The sequence below is a fragment of the Streptomyces murinus genome (assembly GCF_002154555.1).
Lineage (GTDB): Bacteria > Actinomycetota > Actinomycetes > Streptomycetales > Streptomycetaceae > Streptomyces > Streptomyces murinus.
In genome coordinates, this window is the sequence record NZ_MUNF01000001.1 from 6069 (window position 1) to 29751 (window position 23683).

The window sequence follows — 23683 nt, forward strand, 5'->3', positions numbered from 1 at the left end:
ATTCCACCCTTGGGGATTCCCCTAAAACTGATCCGCCACAGCGGCGGGGCGCTGCCGCGGGACCGAAACTGGGGCCACACCGCAACCCGTTGCCGCCTCGGTCGCACCGATCGCCTGTGCCGTGGCCGCCATGGTGCGGTGCCTTTTCGTTCTCTGTGTGGGCGGGTGGAGTGCAAATGGTCGAGTCCGAGCGCAACGGGACGGGGAATCGGGCCGGTTCGGCTTCGGCGGACTCGGCCGGTGACATCGCCGTCATCGGTCTGGCATGCCGGTTGCCGGGCGCCGCCGACCCGGGGGCCTTCTGGCGGCTGCTCAGCGAGGGCACGGACGCGATCACCGACGTACCCCCGGACCGGTGGGACGGGGCCGCGGTGGCCGACGCCGACCCGTCCGAGCCCGGGCGGACCGACATCCGCCGGGGCGGGTTCCTCGACCGTGTCGGCCACTTCGACGCCGGGTTCTTCGGGCTCTCCCCCAAGGAGGCCGCCGCGATGGACCCGCAGCAGCGGCTCGTCCTTGAGCTGGCCTGGGAGGCGCTGGAGGACGCGCACGTACGTCCCGGGACACTGCGCTCCACCCGTACCGGGGTGTTCGTCGGCGCCATCTGGGACGACTACGCGACCCTGCACCACCGCTCCGGGCTGACGGCCATCTCCCCGCACACCGTCACCGGTCTGCACCGCAGCATCATCGCCAACCGGGTCTCGTACTTCCTCGGTCTGCACGGCCCCAGCCTGACCGTGGACTCCGGCCAGTCCTCGTCCCTGGTCTCGGTCCACCTGGCCTGCGAGAGCCTGCGCAAGGGCGAGTCGACGGTCGCCCTCGCCGGTGGCGTCAGTCTCAACCTCGTGCCCGAAAGCACCCTGGGCGCCGCCAAGTTCGGCGGACTGTCACCCGACGGCCGCTGCTTCACCTTCGACGCCCGCGCCAACGGCTACGTCCGCGGCGAGGGCGGCGGCATCGTCGTCCTCAAACCCCTCGCCCGTGCCGTCGCGGACGGCGACCCCGTCTACTGCGTGATCCGCGGCAGTGCCGTCAACAACGACGGCGGCGGCGACGGGCTGACCGTGCCCCTGCGCTCCGGACAGGAACAGGTGCTCGGGCTCGCCTGCGAGCGCGCCGGTGTCGACCCCGCGCACATCGGCTACGTCGAGTTGCACGGCACCGGCACCAAGGTCGGCGACCCCGTCGAGGCGGCCGCGCTCGGCGCGGTGCTGGGCACGGGTCGCGCCCCCGGCAACCCGCTGCGGGTCGGCTCGGCCAAGACCAACGTCGGCCACCTGGAGGGCGCCGCCGGCATCACCGGCCTGCTCAAGACGGCCCTCGCGCTGCACCACCGCGAACTGCCCGCCAGCCTCAACTTCGAGACACCGAACCCGGCGATCCCGCTGGACCGGCTGAACCTGCGCGTGCAGACCGAGCACAGCGCCTGGGCCGCCGAGGAGGGCCGCCCGCTGCTCGCCGGGGTCAGCTCGTTCGGCATGGGCGGCACCAACTGCCACATCGTGCTGGCGGAACACCGGGAGACGGCGGACCCGGACGCGGAGGACAGTACGGGAGGCGCGGGCGCGAAAGCGGGCACGGGAGTACCGGGCACGGAAGTACCGGGCACGGGAAAGCCGGGCATCGATGGATCCGGTACCCGTACGGCCGCGACCTGCTGGCCGCTGTCCGCCAGGACCGCGTCCGCGCTGCGCGGCCAGGCCGCCGCCCTGCTGGCCCACACCGAGGCGCACCCCGCGCTCGCCCTGCCCGACGTCGGCCGGTCGCTGGCCATCGGCCGTACCGCCTTCGAACACCGGGCCGTCGTCGTCGGCGAGAGCCGCGAGGACTTCCTGCGCGCTCTGCGCGCGCTGTCCACCGACGGCGTCGACGCGGCCCTGACCACGGGCCGTACGGCACCCCGCGGCGAACTCGCCTTCCTCTTCTCGGGCCAGGGCAGCCAGCGTGCCGGCATGGGCCGCGAACTGGCCGCGACCGTACCGGCGTTCGCCACCGCGCTGGACGACGTGTGCGCTCACCTCGACCCCCTGCTGCCGAGGCCGCTGCGCGAGGTGATGTTCGCCGCCGAAGGCACCGAGGAGGCGGCGGAACTCGACCGCACCCTCTACACCCAGACCTCGCTGTTCGCCCTCGAAGTCGCCCTGTTCCGGGCGCTGGAGAGCTGGGGCATCACCCCCGACGTGCTCATGGGCCACTCCATCGGCGAACTCGCCGCCGCCCACGTGGCCGGTGTCCTCTCGCTCGCCGACGCCTGCACCCTCGTGGCCGCACGCGGCCGTCTGATGCAGGCGCTGCCCGCCGGTGGCGCCATGATCGCCGTCCAGGCCACCGAGGACGAGGTCCGCGACCGCATCGGCGCGCACACCGACCGCGTCAGCATCGCCGCGCTGAACGGCCCGGACTCCGTCGTCGTCTCCGGCGACGAGGACCTCGCCACCGGGATCGCCGACGCCTTCGCCGCCCTCGGCCGCAAGACCAGCCGACTGCGGGTCAGCCACGCCTTCCACTCCCCGCACATGGAACCCATGCTGGCGGAGTTCCGCGAGGTGGCCGAGAGCCTGACCTTCCACGCCCCGCGCATCCCGATCGTGTCCAACGTGACGGGCCGACTCGCCGCGAAGCTCCCGGCGTACGAGGGGTGCGATGCCGCTTACTGGGTCCGCCATGTGCGCGAGGCGGTCCGCTTCGCCGACGGCGTCGCCCGCCTCGACGAGCAGGGCGTGCGCACCTATCTCGAACTCGGCCCCGGTGGCGTCCTCACCTCCATGGCCCGTGCGGGGGCCGACGGCGAGTCCCTGTTCGTCCCCGCCCTGCGCGCCCGCCGCCCCGAGACCTCCGCCCTGCTGACGGCCGTCGCCGCACTGCACGTCAACGGCCTGGAGCCGGACTGGGACGCCCTGTTCGGCGGCGGACGAGGCACACACCGCAAGGTCGCGCTCCCCACCTACGCGTTCGAACGGCAGCGGTACTGGCTGGACGGCGCCACCACCGCCCTCGCCACCACCCCGCCCACCACCGGTCAGGCCCCGGCAGACCCGCAGCCCGACGCCGTTGCCGAAACCGACACCGCGCCGCTCGGCGCCCTCGGCCGGCGGCTCGCCGAACTGCCCGAGTCCGCACGCGAAGAGGCCGCGCTCGACCTGGTCCGCGCCCATGTCGCCGCCGTTCTCGGCCACGCCGAGGCCCGCCAGGTCGAGAGCGAGTGGACCTTCAAGGACCTCGGCTTCGACTCGCTCAGCTCGGTGGAACTGCGCAATCAGCTCGACGCCGCCACCGGCCTGCGCCTGCCCAGCGGACTGCTGTTCGACCACCCCACCCCGGCCGCACTCGCCCGCCACCTCGCCACCCGCTCCCTGGGCGCCGAGGACACGACGGACCGTACGCCCACGACGGCCGCCGACCCCGACGAGCCCATCGCCATCGTGGCCATGAGCTGCCGACTGCCCGGCGGCATCAGCTCCCCCGAGGACCTGTGGCGGCTGCTCGCCTCCGGGGGCGACGCCGTCTCCGGGTTCCCTACGGACCGCGGCTGGGACGTCGAAGCACTCTGGGACCCGGAGCCCGGCACCCCCGGTAAGTCCTCGACACGGTACGGCGGCTTCCTGCGCGGGGCGGCGGACTTCGACGCCGCCTTCTTCGGCATCAGCCCGCGCGAGGCCGCCGCGATCGACCCCCAGCAGCGGCTGGTCCTGGAGACCGCCTGGGAGGCCATCGAACGGGCCGGTATCGACCCGGCCACCCTGCGCGGCAGCCGGGCGGGGGTGTTCATCGGCGCGACGGCACAGGACTACGGCCCCCGGCTGCACGAGCCCGTCGACGAAGCCGGCGGCTACCTGCTGACCGGCACGACCACGAGTGTCGCCTCGGGCCGCGTGGCCTACTCCTTCGGCCTCGAAGGCCCCGCCGTCACGGTGGACACGGCCTGCTCCTCGTCCCTGGTCGCCCTGCACCTGGCCGTCCAGTCACTGCGCGGCGGCGAGTGCACGATGGCCCTGGCCGGTGGCGTCACGGTGATGTCCACACCCGGCATGTTCGTGGAGTTCAGCCGCCAGGGCGGCCTGTCGGCGGACGGCCGGTGCAAGGCGTTCGCGGCCGGCGCGGACGGCACGGGCTGGGCCGAGGGCGTCGGCATGCTCCTGGTGGAACGGCTCTCCGACGCCCGGCGCAACGGCCACCAGGTGCTCGCCGTCATCCGGGGCAGCGCCGTCAACCAGGACGGCGCGTCCAACGGACTCACGGCACCCAACGGCCCTTCCCAGCAGCGCGTCATCCGCCAGGCCCTGGCGGCCGCCGGACTCACGCCCGCCGATGTCGACGCGGTGGAGGCGCACGGTACGGGGACGAAACTCGGCGACCCGATCGAGGCGGAAGCCCTCATCGCCACCTACGGCCAAGAACGGTCGCAGGAACGGCCGTTGTGGCTCGGCTCGCTCAAGTCGAACATCGGTCACACCCAGGCCGCCGCCGGTGTGGCCGGTGTGATCAAGATGGTCATGGCGATGCGCCACGGCCTCCTGCCGCAAACGCTGCACGTGGACGAGCCGACCCCGCACGTGGACTGGTCGGCGAGCGATGTACGCCTGCTGACCGAGGCGGTGGAGTGGCCCGCGGGCGGCCCGCCGCGCCGGGCGGCGGTGTCCTCCTTCGGCATCAGCGGCACCAACGCGCACCTCATCGTCGAGCAGGCCCCCGGCACGCCCGAGGAGTCCCCGGCTCCGGGCTCGGGCGCGGTCGTGCCGTGGCTGCTGTCGGGTAAGAACGACATGGCGCTCCGGGAGCAGGCGGCCCGGCTGCTGTCCTACCTGGACGACGAAGGCGCGGGCGTCCGCCCGGAGGACGTGGCATTCTCCCTGGCGACGTCCCGCGCGGTGCTGGAGCGCCGTGCGACGGTCGTGGGGATGGAACTCGGGGAATTCCGCCATGGGTTGGAGACGATCGTCTCCGGCGCCGCTCCGGTGGGCGGTGCCGTCGGCGGCAAGGTCGCGTTCCTGTTCTCGGGCCAGGGGTCCCAGCGGCTGGGGATGGGCCGCGAACTGTACGCGTCCTACCCGGTGTTCGCCACGGCGTACGACGAGGTGTGCGCGCTCCTCGACATCGAGGTCGATGTCGAGGCGGAGACACTGCATCAGACGGGCGTGACGCAGCCGGCGTTGTTCGCGGTCGAGGTGGCGTTGTTCCGGCTCCTGGAGTCGTGGGGTGTGCGGCCGGATTACGTCGCCGGTCATTCGGTGGGGGAGATCGCGGCTGCTCATGTTGCGGGTGTGTTGTCGCTTGAGGATGCGGCGCGGTTGGTGTCGGCGCGTGCGCGGCTGATGCAGGCGTTGCCGGGTGGCGGTGCGATGTTTGCCGTGCAGGCCACCGAGGACGAGGTGTTGCCGCATCTGACCGATGGGGTAGGTATCGCGGCGATCAACGGTCCCCGGTCGGTGGTGATTTCCGGTGTTGAGGACGTGGTCCTGGCGGTCGCGGAGCTATTCGCCGGCCAGGGGCGTAAGACGTCCCGGTTGAAGGTCAGTCACGCGTTCCATTCACCGTTGATGGATCCGATGTTGGAGGAGTTCGGGGAGGTCGTCGGCGGGTTGGTCTTCAACGAGCCGCGGATTCCGGTCGTTTCGAACCTCACGGGTCGGCTGGCCGAGCCGTACACCGCCGCGTATTGGGTTCGGCACGTGCGCGAGGCGGTTCGTTTCGCGGACGGTGTGCGGACTTTGCACGAGCTGGGTGTCGGGACGTTCGTGGAGATCGGTCCCGGTGGTGTCCTCAGTGGCATGGCGCAGGGCTGTGCGGACGACATCGTCACCGTCCCCGTACTGCGCGGCGACCGCCCCGAACCGCGGGCCGTCGTCGCCGCGCTCGCCGAACTGCACACCAGCGGTACCGCAGTTGACTGGCGTGCCTTCTTCCCGGACGCCCGGCGCGTCGACCTGCCCACCTACGCCTTCCAGCGCGAGCGCTACTGGCTCGACGTACCCCGGACGGCGACCGCTGGCCTCCCGGAGGCGTCGGACGCCGAGTTCTGGGACTCCGTCGAGAGCGGGGACCCGGCGTCGCTCGGAGCGCTCCTGGGACTGGAGCCCACCGAACTGGACGTGGTCGCCCCCAAGTTGTCCGCCTGGCGACGGCAGCGGCGCGAGCGGTCCGCCGCCGACGGCTGGCGCTACCGGATCACCTGGCAGCCGCTCGCCGACCCGGTCGGAGCCGCTTCACGGGGGACCTGGCTGTACGTGGTCGAGGAGGAGACCGCGTGGACCGAGGCGGTGCGCGCGGGGCTCACGGAACTCGGCGTGACACTCGTACCGTTCACCATGGCCGAGGACACCGACCGCGAGGCGCTCGCCCGAGCCCTGGCCGAGGCCGAGTGCGAGCGGGCCGACGGCGTCCTGTTCGCGGCGGCACCGGCACCGGCACTGGCGGACGCGGCACCGGCGGACGCGGGGACGGACGCCCTCCACCGGCTCGTGCTGCTCGTCCAGGCCCTCGGGGACGCCGGGATCGAGGCCCCGCTGTGGAGCCTGACCAGCGGCGCGGTGTCGACCGGCCCGACTGACCCGCTGACCGACCCCGCCGCCGCACGGCTCTGGGGCCTGGGCAGAATCGTCGCTCTGGAACAGCCGCAGCGCTGGGGCGGTCTCGTCGACCTGCCCGCCGAACCGGACCCCCGCGCGCTGGCGTGCCTGGCCGGCCTGCTGGCCCAGAGCGACGAGGACCAGCTCGCCGTGCGCCCCTCCGGTGTGTCGGTACGACGCCTCGTGCGCGCGCCGCGGAGCGCGGCACCGGCGGACACGGCCTGGTCGCCGCGCGGCACCGTGCTCGTGACCGGTGGCACGGGCGCGCTGGGCGGGCATGTGGCCCGCTGGCTCGCCGGTGCCGGGGCCGAGCACCTGGTGCTGATCAGCCGCCGAGGACCCGAGGCCCCCGGCGCCGCCGAACTCACCTCGGAACTGGAGGAGTTGGGCGCTCGGGTCACGGTCGCCGCGTGCGATGCCGCCGACCGCGACGCCCTCGCCGAACTGTTCGCCCGGCACACCGTGAACGCCGTGGTGCACACGGCGGGCGTACTGGACGACGGCCTGATCGACTCGCTCACACCCGAACGCCTCGACAGCGTACTGCGCCCCAAGGCGGACGCGGCGCTCCATCTGCACGAGCTGACCCGGGACCGCGAGGACCTGGACGCCTTCGTGCTCTTCTCCTCGATGACCGGTGTCTGGGGCAACGGCGGCCAGGGCGCCTACGGCGCCGCGAACGCCTTCCTCGACGCCCTCGCCGAACAGCGCCGGTCCCAGGGACTGCCCGCGCTGGCCGTCGCCTGGGGCCCCTGGGCGGACGGCGGCATGGCCGACGGCGCCGCCGGTGACCACCTGCGGCGGCGCGGCGTACGCCCGATCGCGGCGCTCCCCGCGATCGCCGCACTGCATGCCGCGCTGACCGGCGGCGAGACCTCCGTGACCGTCGCGGACGTGGACTGGGACCGCTTCGTCCCGGCCTTCGCCGGCCCGCGCCCCTGCCCGCTGCTGCACGGCGTACCCGAGGCCCGCGAAGCCCTCGAAGCCCGCGCCCGGGCCGCGAGGAGCACCGAGGCGCCCGCGTCCGCGCTGGTCCGACGCCTCCTCGACGCCACGCCGGGAGACCGGGTGCGCATCCTGCTGGACCTGGTGCGCGAGCGGGCCGCCATGGTGCTCGGCCACACCGGCAAGGGCGCCTTCGAGGCGGACCGTACGTTCCGCGAAACCGGCTTCGACTCGCTCACCGCCGTCGAACTCCGCCACCGGCTGAGCACGGCCACCGGTCTCGCACTGCCCGCCACCCTGGTCTTCGACCACCCGACCCCGACCGCCCTCGCCCGCCACCTGAGCGACGAACTCCTCGGCGGACACGGCACGGAGACGGCCGTCCCGCACGCGGTGGCCGCCGTCGCGGCCGACGAGCCGCTCGCGATCGTCAGCATGAGCTGCCGCTTCCCCGGCGGCGTCCGGACGCCGGAGGACCTGTGGGAGCTGCTCAGCTCCGGCCGGGACGCGATGTCAGGCTTCCCCACCGACCGAGGCTGGGACCTCGACGCGATCTACGACCCCGACCCCGAACGGCCGGGTACGACGTACACCCGTGAGGGTGGCTTCATCGAGGGCGCCGACCGTTTCGACGCCGGTCTGTTCGGGATTTCGCCGCGCGAGGCGCTGGCCATGGACCCGCAGCAGCGGCTGCTGCTGGAGACCGCGTGGGAGGCCTTCGAGCGCGCCGGGATCGCCCCGGCGTCCGTCCGCGCCAGCCGCACCGGTGTGTTCATCGGCACCAACGGCCAGGACTACGCCAACGGGCTGCGCAACGCGCCCGAGGAGATCGAGGGGTACGCGCTCACCGGCAAGGCGGCCTCGGTCGTCTCCGGACGCATCTCCTACACGTTCGGACTTGAGGGCCCGGCGGTCACCGTGGACACGGCGTGCTCGTCGTCCCTGGTCGCGCTACATCTCGCGGCCCAGGCCCTGCGCGGCGGTGAGTGCTCCATGGCCCTGGTCGGGGGCGTCACCGTGATGACCACGCCGGACCTGTTCGTGGAGTTCAGCCGGCAGCGCGGACTGTCGGCAGACGGCCGCTGCAAGGCGTTCGCCGCCGGTGCCGACGGCACCGGCTGGGGCGAAGGCGTCGGCCTGCTGCTGGTGGAACGGCTCTCCGACGCCCGCCGCAACGGCCACCAGGTGCTGGCGGTGGTCCGGGGCAGCGCGGTCAACCAGGACGGTGCGTCGAACGGTCTGACGGCGCCGAACGGGCCCTCGCAGCAGCGGGTGATCCGGCAGGCGCTGGCGTCCGCCGGGCTCGCCCCGGCCGATGTGGACGCCGTGGAGGCGCACGGTACGGGGACGAAGCTCGGCGACCCGATCGAGGCGCAGGCACTGCTCGCCACATACGGCCGCGAACACTCCGCCGACCGGCCGGTGTGGCTGGGCTCGGTCAAGTCCAACATCGGTCACACGCAGGCCGCCGCCGGTGTCGCCGGTGTGATCAAGATGGTGCTGGCGCTGCGGCACGGCACGCTGCCGCGGACCCTCCATGTGGACGAGCCGACCGGGCACGTCGACTGGTCGGCAGGCACCGTACGACTGCTCACCGAACCGGTGCCCTGGCCCGGAACCGCCGGGCCGCGCCGGGCCGCGGTCTCCTCCTTCGGCATCGGCGGCACCAACGCGCACACGATCCTCGAAGAAGCGCCCGCCACGACCGTGGCCGAGCCGGCCCGGGAACACCGCCCGGTGCCCGTGCCCTGGGTGCTGTCGGCGAAGACCGAAGCGGCACTGCACGCCCAGGCGGAGCGCCTGTTGGCCTTCGCGACCGACGATGTGTCGCCGGTCGACACCGGATTGTCGACGGCCACGACACGGTCGGCACTGGAGCACCGCGCCGCCGTGATCGGCACCGACCCGGCCGAACTGCGGACAGGCCTCGCGGCCCTCGCGGCGGGCGAACCGGCGGCGAACGTCATCACCGGGCGCGCCCAAGCGACGGGGAAGGTCGCGTTCCTGTTTTCGGGGCAGGGTTCGCAACGGCTCGGTATGGGGCGGGAGTTGTACGAGGCGTATCCCGTGTTCGCCGCTGCCTTCGACGAGGTGTGTGCGGTTCTGGATGCGCCCGTGGACGTGGATTCGGAGGAGTTGCATCAGACGGGTTCGACGCAGCCTGCGTTGTTCGCGGTCGAGGTGGCGTTGTTCCGGTTGTTGGAGTCGTGGGGTGTGCGGCCGGATTATGTGGCCGGGCATTCGGTGGGTGAGATTGCGGCTGCTCATGTGGCGGGTGTGTTGTCGCTTGAGGATGCGGCGCGGTTGGTGTCGGCGCGTGCGCGGCTGATGCAGGCGTTGCCGGGTGGCGGTGCGATGGTCGCCGTACAGGCCACCGAGGACGAGGTGCTGCCCTACCTGACCGACGGCGTGGGCATCGCCGCGATCAACGGTCCCTCCTCGGTGGTGGTTTCCGGTGTTGAGGATGCGGTCCTGGCGGTTGCGGAGCTGTTCGCCGGTCAAGGTCGTAAGACGTCTCGACTGAAGGTGAGCCACGCGTTCCATTCACCGTTGATGGATCCGATGTTGGAGGAGTTCGGCGAGGTCGTCGGCGGGTTGGCCTTCAACGAGCCGCGGATTCCGGTGGTTTCGAACCTCACGGGTCGGCTGGCCGAGCCGTACACCGCCGCGTATTGGGTTCGGCACGTGCGCGAGGCGGTTCGTTTCGCGGACGGTGTGCGGACTTTGCACGAGCTGGGTGTCGGGACGTTCGTGGAGATCGGTCCCGGTGGTGTCCTCAGTGGTATGGCGCAGGGCTGTGTGGACGACATCGTCACCGTCCCCGTACTGCGGGCCGACCGCCCCGAGGCCCAGGCACTCACCACCGCCTACACTCAACTACACGTCACCGGCGTCGAGTTGGACTGGGAAGCCTTCTTCCCGGATGCCCGGCGTGTCGATCTGCCCACCTACGCGTTCCAGCGCGAGCGCTACTGGCTCAACGCCCCCGCCCCCACCGGCGACATGAGCGCGGTGGGCCAGGGCGCGGCCGGTCATCCGCTCCTCGGCGCCGCCGTGCCGCTTGCCGACGGCGACGGACACCTCCTCACCGGGCGGCTCTCGGCACACACGCACCCGTGGCTGATGGACCACGCCGTCAGCGGGGTCGCGCTGCTGCCCGGCACCGCGTTCGTGGAGCTGGCCGTCACCGCCGCCGACGCCGTGGGCTGCGACCTGCTGGAGGAGCTGACACTCGAAACACCGCTGCTCATGCCCGAGCGCGGCGGCGTCGCCCTCCAGGTGCGGGTCGGCGCCGACGACGGCACCGGCCGCAGGCCGCTGACCGTGCACTCGCGGACCGACGACGGAGACGCGCCCGTCCACCAGGACGACCCCGCGCGGGCCTGGATCCGGCACGCCTCCGGCTCGCTGACCGTCGCCGCCGAAGAGCCCATGGACGACCCACTCGCCGCGTGGCCGCCCGCAGATGCCGAGCCGATCGACGTCGACGGGTTCTACGACCGCCTCGCCGGTATGGCACTCGGCTACGGCCCCGTCTTCCAGGGGCTGCGCGCCGCTTGGCGTGCCGGGGACGACTTCTTCGCCGAGGTGGAGCTGCCCGGCGCGGACGGCATGGACGCGAGCGCGTACGGCCTGCACCCCGCGCTGTTCGATGCCGCCCTGCACACCGTCTGGCTCGGCGCGGTGGAGCCCGATGCCGGAACCGGGCACGGGCTGCTCCCGTTCGCCTGGAGCGGGGTGCGACTGGCGGCCGCCGGTGCCTCCGCCCTGCGCGTGAAGGTCTCGCGCGCCGGCACCTCCACGGTGTCCCTGCTGCTGGCCGACGGCACCGGTGAGCCGGTCGCGCGGATCGACTCGCTGACGCTGCGCCCGGTACCCGCCGACCAACTGCGCGCCGGATCCGGCAGCGACGACGCGGTCTTCGGCCTGGAGTGGACGCCACTCGGTCTGCCGTCCGCCCTGCCGTCCGTGCCGGATGGCATCAGGACCGAGCCGTACGAGGATCTCGCCGCACTTCGGGACGCCGACTCACCGGCCGTAACGGCAACCGAAGCGGCAACCGAAGGGGCAGCCGAAGCGGAGGTCGAAGCCCCCGCCGATGCCGTGATCGTGCCCTGCCCGATCGGAACCGCCACGGACCTGGCCACCCGGGTTCGTGAAGTCACCTACGCCGTACTGGAATTGCTCCAGTGGTGGCTGGCCGAGGAACGCCCGGCGCGCCTGGTGCTGGTGACCCGCACGGGAGACCTTGCCCAAGCGGCGGTCCGTGGACTGGTGCGCTCGGCGCAGACCGAGAACCCCGACCGCATCGTGCTGGTCGAGACCTCGACGGAGGCCGCCACCGGCAGTGGTGCCGACCACACCGGGCCTGCCCAGTTCCTGCCCGGCCTTGCCCACGTGCTGCCCGGCCTGCTCGCGTCGGGCGAGCCGCAAGCCGTGGTACGCGAGGACGGCGAGATCCGGGTGCCGAGGCTGGCCCGCGTCGCCACGCCGGACGCCGAGCCGCAGGCCCCCGCCCTGGGCACCGGCACCGTCCTGCTGACCGGTGCGTCCGGCGGCCTGGGCGGGCTGCTCGCCCGGCACCTGGTCGCCGAGCACGGCGTACACAGCCTGCTGCTCGTCAGCCGCCGGGGCGGGGACGCGCCCGGCGCGGCCGAACTCACCGCCGACCTGACCGCGCGGGGCGCCGACGTCACCTGGGCCGCGTGCGACGTGGCCGACCGCGACGCCGTCCGCGCACTCCTGACCGGACCGGGACAGAATCTGTCCGCGATCGTGCACACCGCCGGCGTCTTGGACGACGGAATCATCGGATCGCTGACACCCGACCGGCTGGACGCCGTGTTCCGCCCCAAGGTGGACGCCGCGCTGAACCTGCACGACCTCGCGGCCGAACTGTGCGGCGACCTGTCCGCGTTCGTGCTCTTCTCCTCGGTGGCGGGCACCCTCGGCACGCCGGGACAGGGCAACTACGCCGCCGCCAACACGTTCCTCGACGCCCTCGCCGAGCACCGCCGAGCCCTCGGCCTGCGCGCCACCTCGCTGGCCTGGGGGCTGTGGGCGCAGGACAGCGAGAGCGCCATGACCGGTGGCCTCGACCACACCGATCTCACCCGCATCAAGCGCATGGGCCTCGCCCCGATCCCAGCGGCGGACGGCCTGCGCATGTTCGACACGGCACTGGCCACCGATCGGGCGGCCGTCGCCCCGATCCGCCTCGACACGTCCGCCTTCCGCGACGGACAGGGCCAGTTCCGCCAGGGACAGGGTCAGTTCCGCGAGGGGCAGGGACAGCCCGTGCCCTCGGTCCTGCGCGGACTGGTACGGATCACACCGGTACGGCGTACGGCGCGGACCGCGCCGAAGGGCTCGCTGGGGCAGCGGCTGGCCGGGCTGCCGGTGGCCGAGCGGGAGCAGGTGGTGCTGGACCTGGTGCGCGGTGAGGTCGCGGCCGTGCTCGGACACTCCGGTGCCCGATCGGTCGGCGTGGACGACGCGTTCAAGGACATCGGGTTCGACTCGCTGACCGCCGTCGAACTGCGCAACCGGCTCAACTCGGCCGTCGGCATGCGGCTGCCCGCCACCCTGATCTTCGACTATCCGAACCCGCTGACCCTCGCCCGCTTCCTCACCGCCGAGGCCGCAGGCTCCGACGCGGCGGCGGCAACCGCGCCGGAAACCCGGCCGGCGTCCGGCACGACGGCCGACGACCCGATCGCGATCGTGGGCATGGCCTGCCGCTACCCGGGCGACGTGCGGTCGCCCGAAGACCTGTGGCAGCTGGTCCGCTCCGGTCGCGACGCCGTGTCGGGCTTCCCCGAGGACCGCGGCTGGGACGTGGCGAAGCTGTACGACCCGAACCCCGATCAGTGGGGCACCAGTTACACGCGCGAGGGCGGATTCCTGCGCGACGCGGCGGACTTCGACGCCGAGTTCTTCGGTATCTCGCCGCGTGAGGCGCTGGCGATGGACCCGCAGCAGCGATTGCTCCTGGAGACGTCGTGGGAGGCGTTCGAGCGGGCCGGGATCGACCCGGCGACGGTGCGGGGGAGCAAGACCGGTGTGTTCGCGGGCGTGATGTACCACGACTACGGCGGCCGCGTGCACACCTCACCGGCAGGGCTGGAAGGCTACCTCGTCAACGGCAGCGCGGGCAGCGTCGCTTCAGGGCGCGTCTCCTACACGTTCGGCCTTGAGGGCCCCGCGGTCACGGTCGACACCGCGTGCTCGTCCTCGCTGGTGGCCCTGCATCTGGCGGCCCAGGCGCTGCGCAGCGGCGAGTGCTCGATGGCCCTCGTCGGTGGCGTCACCGTCATGGCCGGCCCGAGCGTCTTCGTGGAGTTCAGTCGGCAGCGTGGTCTGTCGGCGGACGGTCGGTGCAAGGCGTTCTCGGCCGGTGCGGATGGCACGGGTTGGGCTGAGGGTGCGGGCATGTTGCTCGTGGAGCGGTTGTCCGATGCTCGTCGTCACGGTCATCAGGTGTTGGCGGTTGTTCGGGGTACGGCGGTGAATCAGGATGGTGCGTCGAATGGTCTGACGGCGCCGAATGGTCCTTCGCAGCAGCGGGTGATCCGGCAGGCGTTGGCGAATGCAGGTGTGTCCTCGGACCAGGTCGACGCCGTGGAGGCGCACGGTACGGGGACACGGTTGGGTGACCCGATCGAGGCCCAAGCGCTGATTGCCACTTATGGTCAGGAGCGGTCGGAGGGGCGGCCGTTGTGGTTGGGTTCGTTGAAGTCGAACATTGGGCATGCGCAGGCTGCTGCGGGTGTCGGTGGTGTGATCAAGATGGTCATGGCGATGCGGCACGGTGTGCTGCCGCAGACCTTGCATGTGGATGAGCCGACGCCGCATGTGGACTGGTCGGCGGGTGACGTCCGGCTGCTGACTGAGGCCGTGGAATGGCCTGCGCACAACGGGCCGCGCAGGGCTGCGGTGTCCTCCTTCGGCGTGAGCGGCACCAACGCCCACGTGATCGTCGAGCAGGCGCCCGGCGTGGCAGGGGAGACACCGGCTCCGGCGTCGGGGGCGGTCGTACCGTGGGTCCTGTCCGCGAAGAGCGACACGGCGCTGCGGGAGCAGGCGTCCCGGCTGCTGTCCTTCCTCGACACCGAGGGCGTCGAGAGCACCGAGGACACCGAACTCAGGCCGGAGGACGTGGCGCTCTCGCTGGCCACATCGCGCGCGGCGCTGGAACGCCGTGCGGCAGTCGTGGGCGCGAATCTCGCCGAGCTGCGACGGGAGTTGGAGGCACTCGCTTCCGGTGCGGCTTCGGTGGGAGGCGCGCTCGGGGGCAAGGTCGGGTTCTTGTTCTCGGGGCAGGGTTCGCAACGGCTCGGTATGGGGCGTGAGTTGTACGAGGCGTTCCCTGTGTTCGCCGCCGCCTATGACGAGGTGTGCGGGCTTCTGGACGGGCCCGTGGACGTGGATTCGGAGGAGTTGCATCAGACGGGTTCGACGCAGCCTGCGTTGTTCGCGGTCGAGGTGGCGTTGTTCCGGCTTCTCGAATCGTGGGGTGTGCGGCCGGATTACGTGGCTGGTCACTCGGTCGGTGAGATCGCGGCTGCTCATATTGCGGGTGTGCTGTCCCTTGAGGATGCGGCGAAGTTGGTGTCGGCGCGTGCGCGTCTGATGCAGGCGTTGCCGGCTGGTGGTGCGATGGTTGCCGTACAGGCCACCGAGGAGGAGGTGCTGCCCTACCTGACCGACGGCGTGGGTATCGCGGCGGTCAACGGGCCGCATTCGGTGGTGGTTTCGGGCGTCGAGGACTCCGTCGCCGCGATCGGTGAGGTCTTCCGGGAGCAGGGTCGCAAGACGTCTCGACTGAAGGTGAGCCACGCGTTCCATTCGCCTCTGATGGATCCGATGTTGGAGGAGTTCGGCGAGGTCGTCGGCGGGTTGGTCTTCAACGAAGCGCGAATTCCGGTCGTTTCGAACCTCACGGGCCGTCTGGCCGAGCCGTACACGCCCTCGTACTGGGTACGCCACGTGCGCGAAGCGGTTCGTTTCGCGGACGGTGTGCGGACCTTGCACGAGCTGGGTGTCGGGACGTTCGTGGAGATCGGTCCGGGCGGGGTGCTGAGTGCCCTTGCCCAGGGCTGTGTGGACGACATCGTCACCGTGCCCACCCTGCGCGCCGACCGCCCGGAGCCGTACGCGATCACTGCCGCGCTGGGGTCGCTGCACGCGTACGGCGTCTCGCTCGACTGGCAGGCCCTGCTCCCCGGCGCCCGCCGTATCGACCTGCCCACCTACGCCTTCCAGCGCGAGCGCTTCTGGCTCGACGTTCCCCGGGTGTCCGGTGATGTCCGGGCCGCCGGCCTGGGGGCGGCGGATCATCCGCTGCTGGGTGCCGCGATCGTGACGGCCGACAGTGACGGTGTCCTGCTCACCGGTCTGCTCTCCCTCGAAACCCACCCGTGGCTCGCCGATCACGCCGTACACGGGACGGTGCTGCTGCCCGGCACCGCGTTCGTGGAGCTGGCGATCCGGGCGGGTGACGAAACGGGGTGCGGATGGATCGAGGACCTCACCCTTGAGCTTCCCCTGATCGTGCCCGAGAGCGGTGGCGTCACCCTTCAGGTGGCTGCCGGGGCTGAGGACGAGTCGGGCCGCCGGCAGCTGAGCGTGCATTCGCGGACCGGTGATGGTCCATGGCTGCGGCACGCGACGGGCGTGCTGTCCTCGGCGGCGGCGCCGTCCGCCGTGGACATCGGCACCTGGCCGCCTGCGGGCGCGGAGGCCGTCGACCTGACGGCGTTCTACGAGGGCCTGGCCGCCGTGGGCCTGGACTACGGCCCGCTTTTCCAGGGCCTGCGCTCGGTGTGGCGCGGCGGGGACGATGTCTACGCCGAGGTCGAGCTGCCGGAGGAGTCGGCCGCGGAGGCGACGGCGTTCGCCCTGCATCCGGCGCTGCTGGACGCCGCTCTGCACGCACTGGCCGCCGGTGGACTGGTGTCATTGGACGACGGCCCCGCGCTGCCGTTCGCCTGGTCCGGCGTGTTCGTGCACGCGGCCGGTGCGGCGATGGTCCGGGTGAAGCTGTCGCGGACGGCCACCGGCTCGATCACCCTTGCCGTGGCCGACGGCGCGGGTGAACCGGTGGCCTCGGTCGAGTCGTTGTCGCTGCGGACGGTCTCGACGGAGCAACTGCGCGATGCCAGTGGTGGCGAGCAGCTGTTCGGGATGGAGTGGACCCCGCTCTCTCTCCCCTCCGCCACCGAGGCGTCGGCGATCGAGACGTTCGTGGACTTCGCCGCGCTGCGGGAGGCGGAAGGGACACCGGAGACCGTTGTCGTGCCGTGCCCGGCGGGATCCGACGCGGAGACCGACCGGGTGCACAGCGTGCACAGCGTCACCGATGACGTTCTGACGCTGGTGCAGTGGTGGTTGGCGCGGGAACGTGCGGGGCGTCTGGTGCTGGTGACGCGTCCCGGCGATCTGGCGCATGCGGCGGTGTGGGGGCTGGTGCGGTCCGCGCAGTCGGAGAATCCGGACCGGTTCGTGCTCGCGGAGGCCGAGGACACCGACGACGTGGTGCGCGTACTGCCCGCCGTACTCGCCTCCGACGAGCCGCAGTTCGCGATCCGGGGCGGGGAGGTGTTCGTCCCGCGTCTGGCCAAGGCCACCGGAGCGGCCACCGAAACGGCCACTGGAGCGGCCATCGGCGCGCCAGACTTCGGCGCCGGCCCCGTGCTGCTGACCGGTGCGTCCGGGGCGCTGGGCGGGCTCGTCGCCCGCCACCTGGTCGCCGAGCACGGCGTACGGAGCCTGCTGCTGCTCAGCCGCCGAGGCGCGGAGTCACCCGGCGCGGTCGAGCTGGAGGCCGAACTGACCGCGTGGGGCGCCGAGGTGAGCTGGGCGGCCTGCGACGCGGCCGACCGGGACGCCCTCGCCGAGGTGCTGTCCGGCACACCGGTGACGGCCGTGGTGCACACGGCAGGCGTCCTCGACGACGGAGTGATCGCCTCGCTCACCCCCGAGCGTATGGAGAAGGTACTGCGGCCCAAGGTCGACGCCGTACTCAACCTCCATGAATTGGCAGGCGAGTTGGCGGCGTTCGTCATGTTCTCCTCCGTGTCCGGCATCCTGGGCAGCGCGGGACAGGGCAACTACGCGGCGGCGAACACCTTCCTCGACGCCTTCGCCGAATCCCGCCGCGCCCAGGGACTCCCCGCCACATCACTCGCATGGGGCCTGTGGGAGCAAGGCGGTGGCATGGCCGACCGGCTCGACCAGGCGGATCTCACCAGGCTCAAGCGGGTGGGCCTGGCCCCGATAGCCGTTGACGAAGGACTACGGCTCTTCGACGCGGCGCTGGCCCTGGACCGGGCCACCGTCGCCCCCCTGCGGCTGGACCTGGGCGGTCTCCAGGGCACGGTGCCGCCGGTCCTGCGCGGGCTGCGCGGACCCGTACGGGGCACCGCCCGGCGTACGGCGCGGAGCGCACCGAAGGGCGCGCTGGGTGAGCGGCTTGCCGGGTTGCCGGCGGCCGAGCGCGAGCACGTCGTGCTGGACCTGGTGCGCGGCGAGGTCGCCGCCGTGCTCGGGCACTCCTCGGCCCAGGCCGTGCAGCCGGAACACGCCTTCCAGGACGCCGGTTTCGACTCGCTCACCTCGGTGGAACTCCGCAACCGGCTGAACGCGGCGACCGGGCTGCGGCTCCCCGCGACCCTGGTCTTCGACCACCCCACGCCCCTCGCGCTCTCCCGCTTCCTGCTGGCCGAGACACTGGGCGTCCAGGAACGGCCGGACGCCGCGGTGGCCGCGGTGACCGGCACGGACGAGCCCATCGCGATCGTCGGTATGGCCTGCCGGTTCCCCGGCGATGTGCGGTCACCCGAAGACCTGTGGCGCCTCGTAGCCTCCGGCGGCGACGCGATCTCGGGCTTCCCCGAGGACCGCGGCTGGGACGTCGAGAGCCTGTACGACCCGGACCCCGACCGCTCCGGCAAGTCCTATGTGCGCCACGGTGGCTTCCTCCACGAGGCCGCCGAGTTCGACCCGGCCTTCTTCGGTATCTCGCCGCGTGAGGCGCTGGCGATGGACCCGCAGCAGCGGTTGCTCCTGGAGACCTCGTGGGAGGCGTTCGAGCGGGCCGGGATCGATCCGGCGACGGTGCGGGGGAGCAGGACCGGTGTCTTCGCGGGGGTGATGTACCACGACTACGGCGCCCGCGTGAAGACGCCGGGGGAGGGCATGGACGCCTACCTGGGCAGCGGCAGCGCGGGCAGCATCGCTTCCGGGCGGGTCTCCTACACATTCGGACTTGAAGGGCCCGCGGTCACCGTCGACACGGCGTGCTCGTCGTCCCTGGTGGCCCTGCATCTGGCGGCCCAGGCGCTGCGCAGCGGCGAGTGCTCCATGGCCCTTGTCGGTGGCGTCACCGTGATGGCTACTCCTTCGACGTTCGTGGAGTTCAGTCGGCAGCGTGGTCTGTCGGCGGATGGCCGGTGCAAGGCGTTCTCGGCCGGTGCGGATGGCACGGGTTGGGCTGAGGGTGCGGGCATGTTGCTGGTGGAGCGGTTGTCTGATGCGCGTCGTCACGGTCATCAGGTGTTGGCGGTTGTTCGGGGTACGGCGGTGAATCAGGATGGTGCGTCGAATGGTCTGACGGCGCCGAATGGTCCTTCGCAGCAGCGGGTGATCCGGCAGGCGTTGGCGAATGCAGGTGTGTCCTCGGACCAGGTCGATGCCGTGGAGGCGCATGGTACGGGGACGCGGTTGGGTGACCCGATCGAGGCGCAGGCGTTGATCGCGACTTATGGTCAGGAGCGGTCGGAGGGGCGGCCGTTGTGGTTGGGTTCGTTGAAGTCGAACATCGGGCATGCGCAGGCTGCTGCGGGTGTCGGTGGTGTGATCAAGATGGTCATGGCGATGCGGCACGGTGTGCTGCCGCAGACCTTGCATGTGGATGAGCCGACGCCGCATGTGGACTGGTCGGCGGGTGACGTCCGGCTGCTGACTGAGGCCGTGGAATGGCCTGCGCACAACGGGCCGCGCAGGGCTGCGGTGTCGTCCTTCGGCATCAGCGGCACGAACGCCCATGTGATCGTGGAACAGACCCCGGACTCGGCGGAGCCGGCTCCCGAGCCGGAGCCCGACGCGGTCGTACCATTGGTGCTGTCCGCGAAGAGCGACACGGCACTGCGGGCCCAGGCGGAGCGCCTTCTGTCCCTGGCCTCGACCACGGACCTACGGCCGGCCGATCTCGCCTTCTCCCTCGCCACCACGCGCTCGGCCATGGAGTACCGGGCTGCCGTGGTGGGGGAGATCCGCGACGAACTCCTCGACGGACTACGCGCGTTCACTGCGGGCGCCGCGTCCAGCCGGATCGTCACGGGCGAACCGGGCAGCGGGGGCAAGGTCGGGTTCTTGTTCTCGGGGCAGGGTTCGCAACGGCTCGGTATGGGGCGTGAGTTGTACGAGGCGTTCCCTGTGTTCGCCGCCGCCTATGACGAGGTGTGCGGGCTTCTGGACGGGCCCGTGGACGTGGATTCGGAGGAGTTGGACCAGACGGGTTCGACGCAGCCTGCGTTGTTCGCGGTCGAGGTGGCGTTGTTCCGGCTTCTCGAATCGTGGGGTGTGCGGCCGGATTACGTGGCTGGTCACTCGGTCGGTGAGATCGCGGCTGCTCATGTTGCGGGTGTGTTGTCCCTTGAGGATGCGGCGCGGTTGGTGTCGGCGCGTGCGCGTCTGATGCAGGCGTTGCCGGGCGGTGGCGCGATGGTCGCCGTACAGGCGACCGAGGACGAGGTGCTGCCGTATCTGACCGAACAGGTTGGCATCGCGGCGATCAACGGGCCGCAGTCGGTCGTGGTTTCGGGCGTGGAGGACACGGCGGTCTCGATCGGCGAGGTCTTCCGGAAGCAGGGACGTAAGACGTCCCGGCTGAAGGTCAGTCACGCGTTCCATTCGCCGTTGATGGATCCGATGTTGGAGGAGTTCGGCGAGGTCGTCGGCGGGTTGGTCTTCAACGAGCCACAGATTCCGTTCGTTTCGAACCTCACGGGCCGTCTGGCCGAGCCGTACACGCCCTCGTACTGGGTACGGCACGTCCGCGAGGCGGTTCGTTTCGCCGACGGTGTGCGGACCCTGCACGAGCTGGGCGTCGGGACGTTCGTGGAGATCGGTCCTGGCGGGGTGCTGAGTGCCCTTGCCCAGGGCTGTGTGGACGACATCGTGACCGTCCCCGCCGTACGGGCGGACCGTCCCGAGCCGCAGGCGGTCGTCACCGCGCTCGCCGAGCTGTATGTGCACGGTGTGTCCCCGGACTGGCGGGCGGTCTTCCCGGGTGCTCGGCGGGTCGATCTGCCGACCTACGCCTTCCAGTACGAGCGTTTCTGGCTGGAGGCGCCGGAGGAGTTCAGCGGTGGGGCCGCTGCCGCCGGGCTCGGACTGGGCGCGGCGGAGCACCCGTTGGCCGGTGCGGTGGTCGCGCTGCCCGGCGCCGGAGGGTTCCTGGTCACCGGGCGGCTGTCGCTCAGGACACACCCCTGGCTGGCCGACCACACGGTGATGGGCAGGGTGCTGTTGCCGGGTACCGCACTCGTGGAGCTGGCGGTGCGCGCGGGCGACGAGGCCGGGTGCGCGCAGGTCGAGGATCTGACGCTGGAAGCACCGCTGATCGTCCCGGACCAGGGCGGTGTCGCCGTACAGGTGTGGGTCGGGCCCGAGGAGGAGTCCGGCCGGCGCGCGCTGAGCGTGCACTCGCGGCCGGACGACGCCCCGGACGATGCCCGGGACGACACGCCATGGGTACGGCATGCCGTCGGCTACCTGACGGACGAACTGCCCGACCCGCCGCACGGCGTGGACCTCGGAGCGTGGCCGCCGGCGGCTGCGGAGCCCGTCGACCTGAGCGGGTTCTACGAGGGCCTGGACGGGCTCGGCCTGAGCTATGGTCCGGCCTTCCGCGGGCTGCGCTCCGTGTGGCGCGCCGGGGACGACGTCCTCGCCGAGGTCGCCCTCCCCGAGGACACGGAGGCGGACGCGTTCGCCGTTCATCCGGCGCTGCTGGACGCGGCGCTGCATGCGATCGGCGCGGGCGGGCTGGTCCCCGTGACCGACGGGCCGCTGCTGCCCTTCGCGTGGTCCGAGGTGGGGGTGCGGGCCACGGGCGCGGCGGCGCTGCGGGTCAAGGTCTCCCGTACGGGCACGGACGCGGTGTCGCTGACCGTGGCCGACGCCTCAGGCGCCCTGGTCGCCACGGTCGGTTCGCTGTCGCTGCGGCCGGTGTCCCGCGAGCAGCTGCTCGCGGCCGGCGATTCCCGGGGGCGGGCCGACGACTCGCTGTTCGGCCTGGCCTGGCAGCCCGTCGCCCTTGTGGAGGGCGACACCCCACTCGATGTACGGGTCTACCCGGACCTGGCCGCCCTGTCCGCCGCCCTTCCCGAAACCGAAACCGAGACCGGTAGCGAGAACGAGAGCGGGACCGAGCTTGTCACGGTCGTACCGTGCCCGGAAACGCCCGGCACCCAGACCGCCGACCGGGTGCACGCCATCGCGAGCGAGGTTCTGGCACTGGCGCAGTCGTGGTCGGCGCGGGAACGTGCGGGGCGTCTGGTGCTGGTGACGCGTCCCGGTGATCTGGCGCATGTGGCGGCGTGGGGGCTGGTGCGGTCCGCGCAGTCGGAGAACCCGGACCGGTTCGTACTGGCGGAGGCCGAGGACACCGACGACGTGGTGCGGGTACTGCCCGCCGTACTCGCCGCCGGAGAACCGCAGTTCGCGGTCCACGACGGGGAGGTGCGCGTGCCGCGTCTCGTAAGGACCACCGGGGCGCTCGGCGACGCGCCGGACCTCGCCGCCGGTACGGTGCTCGTGACCGGTGCCTCCGGGGCGCTGGGCGGGCTCGTCGCACGGCATCTGGTGTCCGAGCACAAGGTACGGCGGCTGCTCCTGGCGAGCCGCCGGGGCGCGGACGCGCCGGGCGCCGCCGAACTGGCGGCCGAACTCACCGCGCTGGGTGCCGAGATCACCTGGGCGGCCTGCGACATCGCGGACCGGGAGGCCGTCGCCGCGATGCTGGACGGGCTGGGCGGGCAGGCGCTGTCGGCCGTCGTGCACACCGCGGGCGTGCTGGACGACGGGGTGATCGGCTCGGTCACCCCGGAGAGGATGAGGGAGGTCTTCCGGCCCAAGGTGGACGCCGTGCTGAATCTGCACGAGTGCACCCGGGACATGGGGCTGGCCGCCTTCGTGGTGTTCTCGTCCGTCGCCGGTCTGATCGGCAGTGCCGGTCAGGCGAGTTACGCGGCGGCGAACTCCTTCCTCGACGCCTTCTCGGCCCACCGGCGCCGGGCGGGACTGCCCGCCACCTCTCTTGCGTGGGGGGTGTGGGAGCAGTCCGGTGCGATGACTGACGGTCTCGCCGCGGCCGACCGGGCGCGGATGGCGCGCAGCGGGGTGTTGCCGCTGCCGACGGGGGAGGGGCTGCGGCTGTTCGACGCGGCGCTTGCCTCGGACGCGGCGGTGCTCGCCCCGGTCCGTCTCGACACCGGCGCCCTGCGCGGCGGTGAGGCGCCGCCGGTGCTGCGCGCCCTGGCACCGGCCCCGGCCGGCCGAAGGGCCGTACAGGCCGCCACCTCCGCCACCTCCTCCGCTTCCGCCCATGGGCCCTCGCTTGCCGAGCGCCTGGCGGAGCTGTCCGAGGGCGAGGGGGAGAAGACCGTGCTGGATCTGGTGCGGGCCGAGGTGGCCGCGGTCCTGGGGCACGCGTCGGACCGCACGGTCCGGCCGGAACACGCCTTCCAGGACCTGGGCTTCGACTCCCTCACGGCCGTCGAACTGCGCAACCGGCTGAACCGGACCACCGGGCTGCGGCTCCCCGCGACCCTGGTGTTCGACCATCCGACACCCGTTCTCCTGGCCCGGCATGTGTTCACGGAGATAGCGGGGGCCGCCGAACCGGCCCTAGTGGATTCCCTACTTGCCAACTTGGACAACGTCGAACAAGAATTGGTCACGAAGTTGGCAGCGAGCGAAGCTCGCGACCGGATCCTGGTGAAGCTCCAGGAAGTGCTGTTGATTGCCGGTGGATCCGGCAAGACATCGGACCAGGAAATCCCTGGCACGAGCGGCAGCGATCTGGAATCGGCCACGGACGACGAAGTATTCGATCTGCTCGGCAAGGAATTCGGGATTTCCTGACCGCTCCGGCGCGTCCC

General features: G+C 71.9%; 1 protein-coding gene. It reads left to right on the plus strand.

Features of this window, described 5'->3' with window-relative positions; all coding sequences use genetic code 11:
• The first annotated feature begins 176 nt into the window (after positions 1 to 176).
• Entirely contained in the window at positions 177 to 23666 is a 23490-nt protein-coding gene (locus CCN72_RS00040) for a type I polyketide synthase (RefSeq protein ID WP_086805777.1), read from the plus strand.
• Positions 23667 to 23683: the final 17 nt, after the last annotated feature.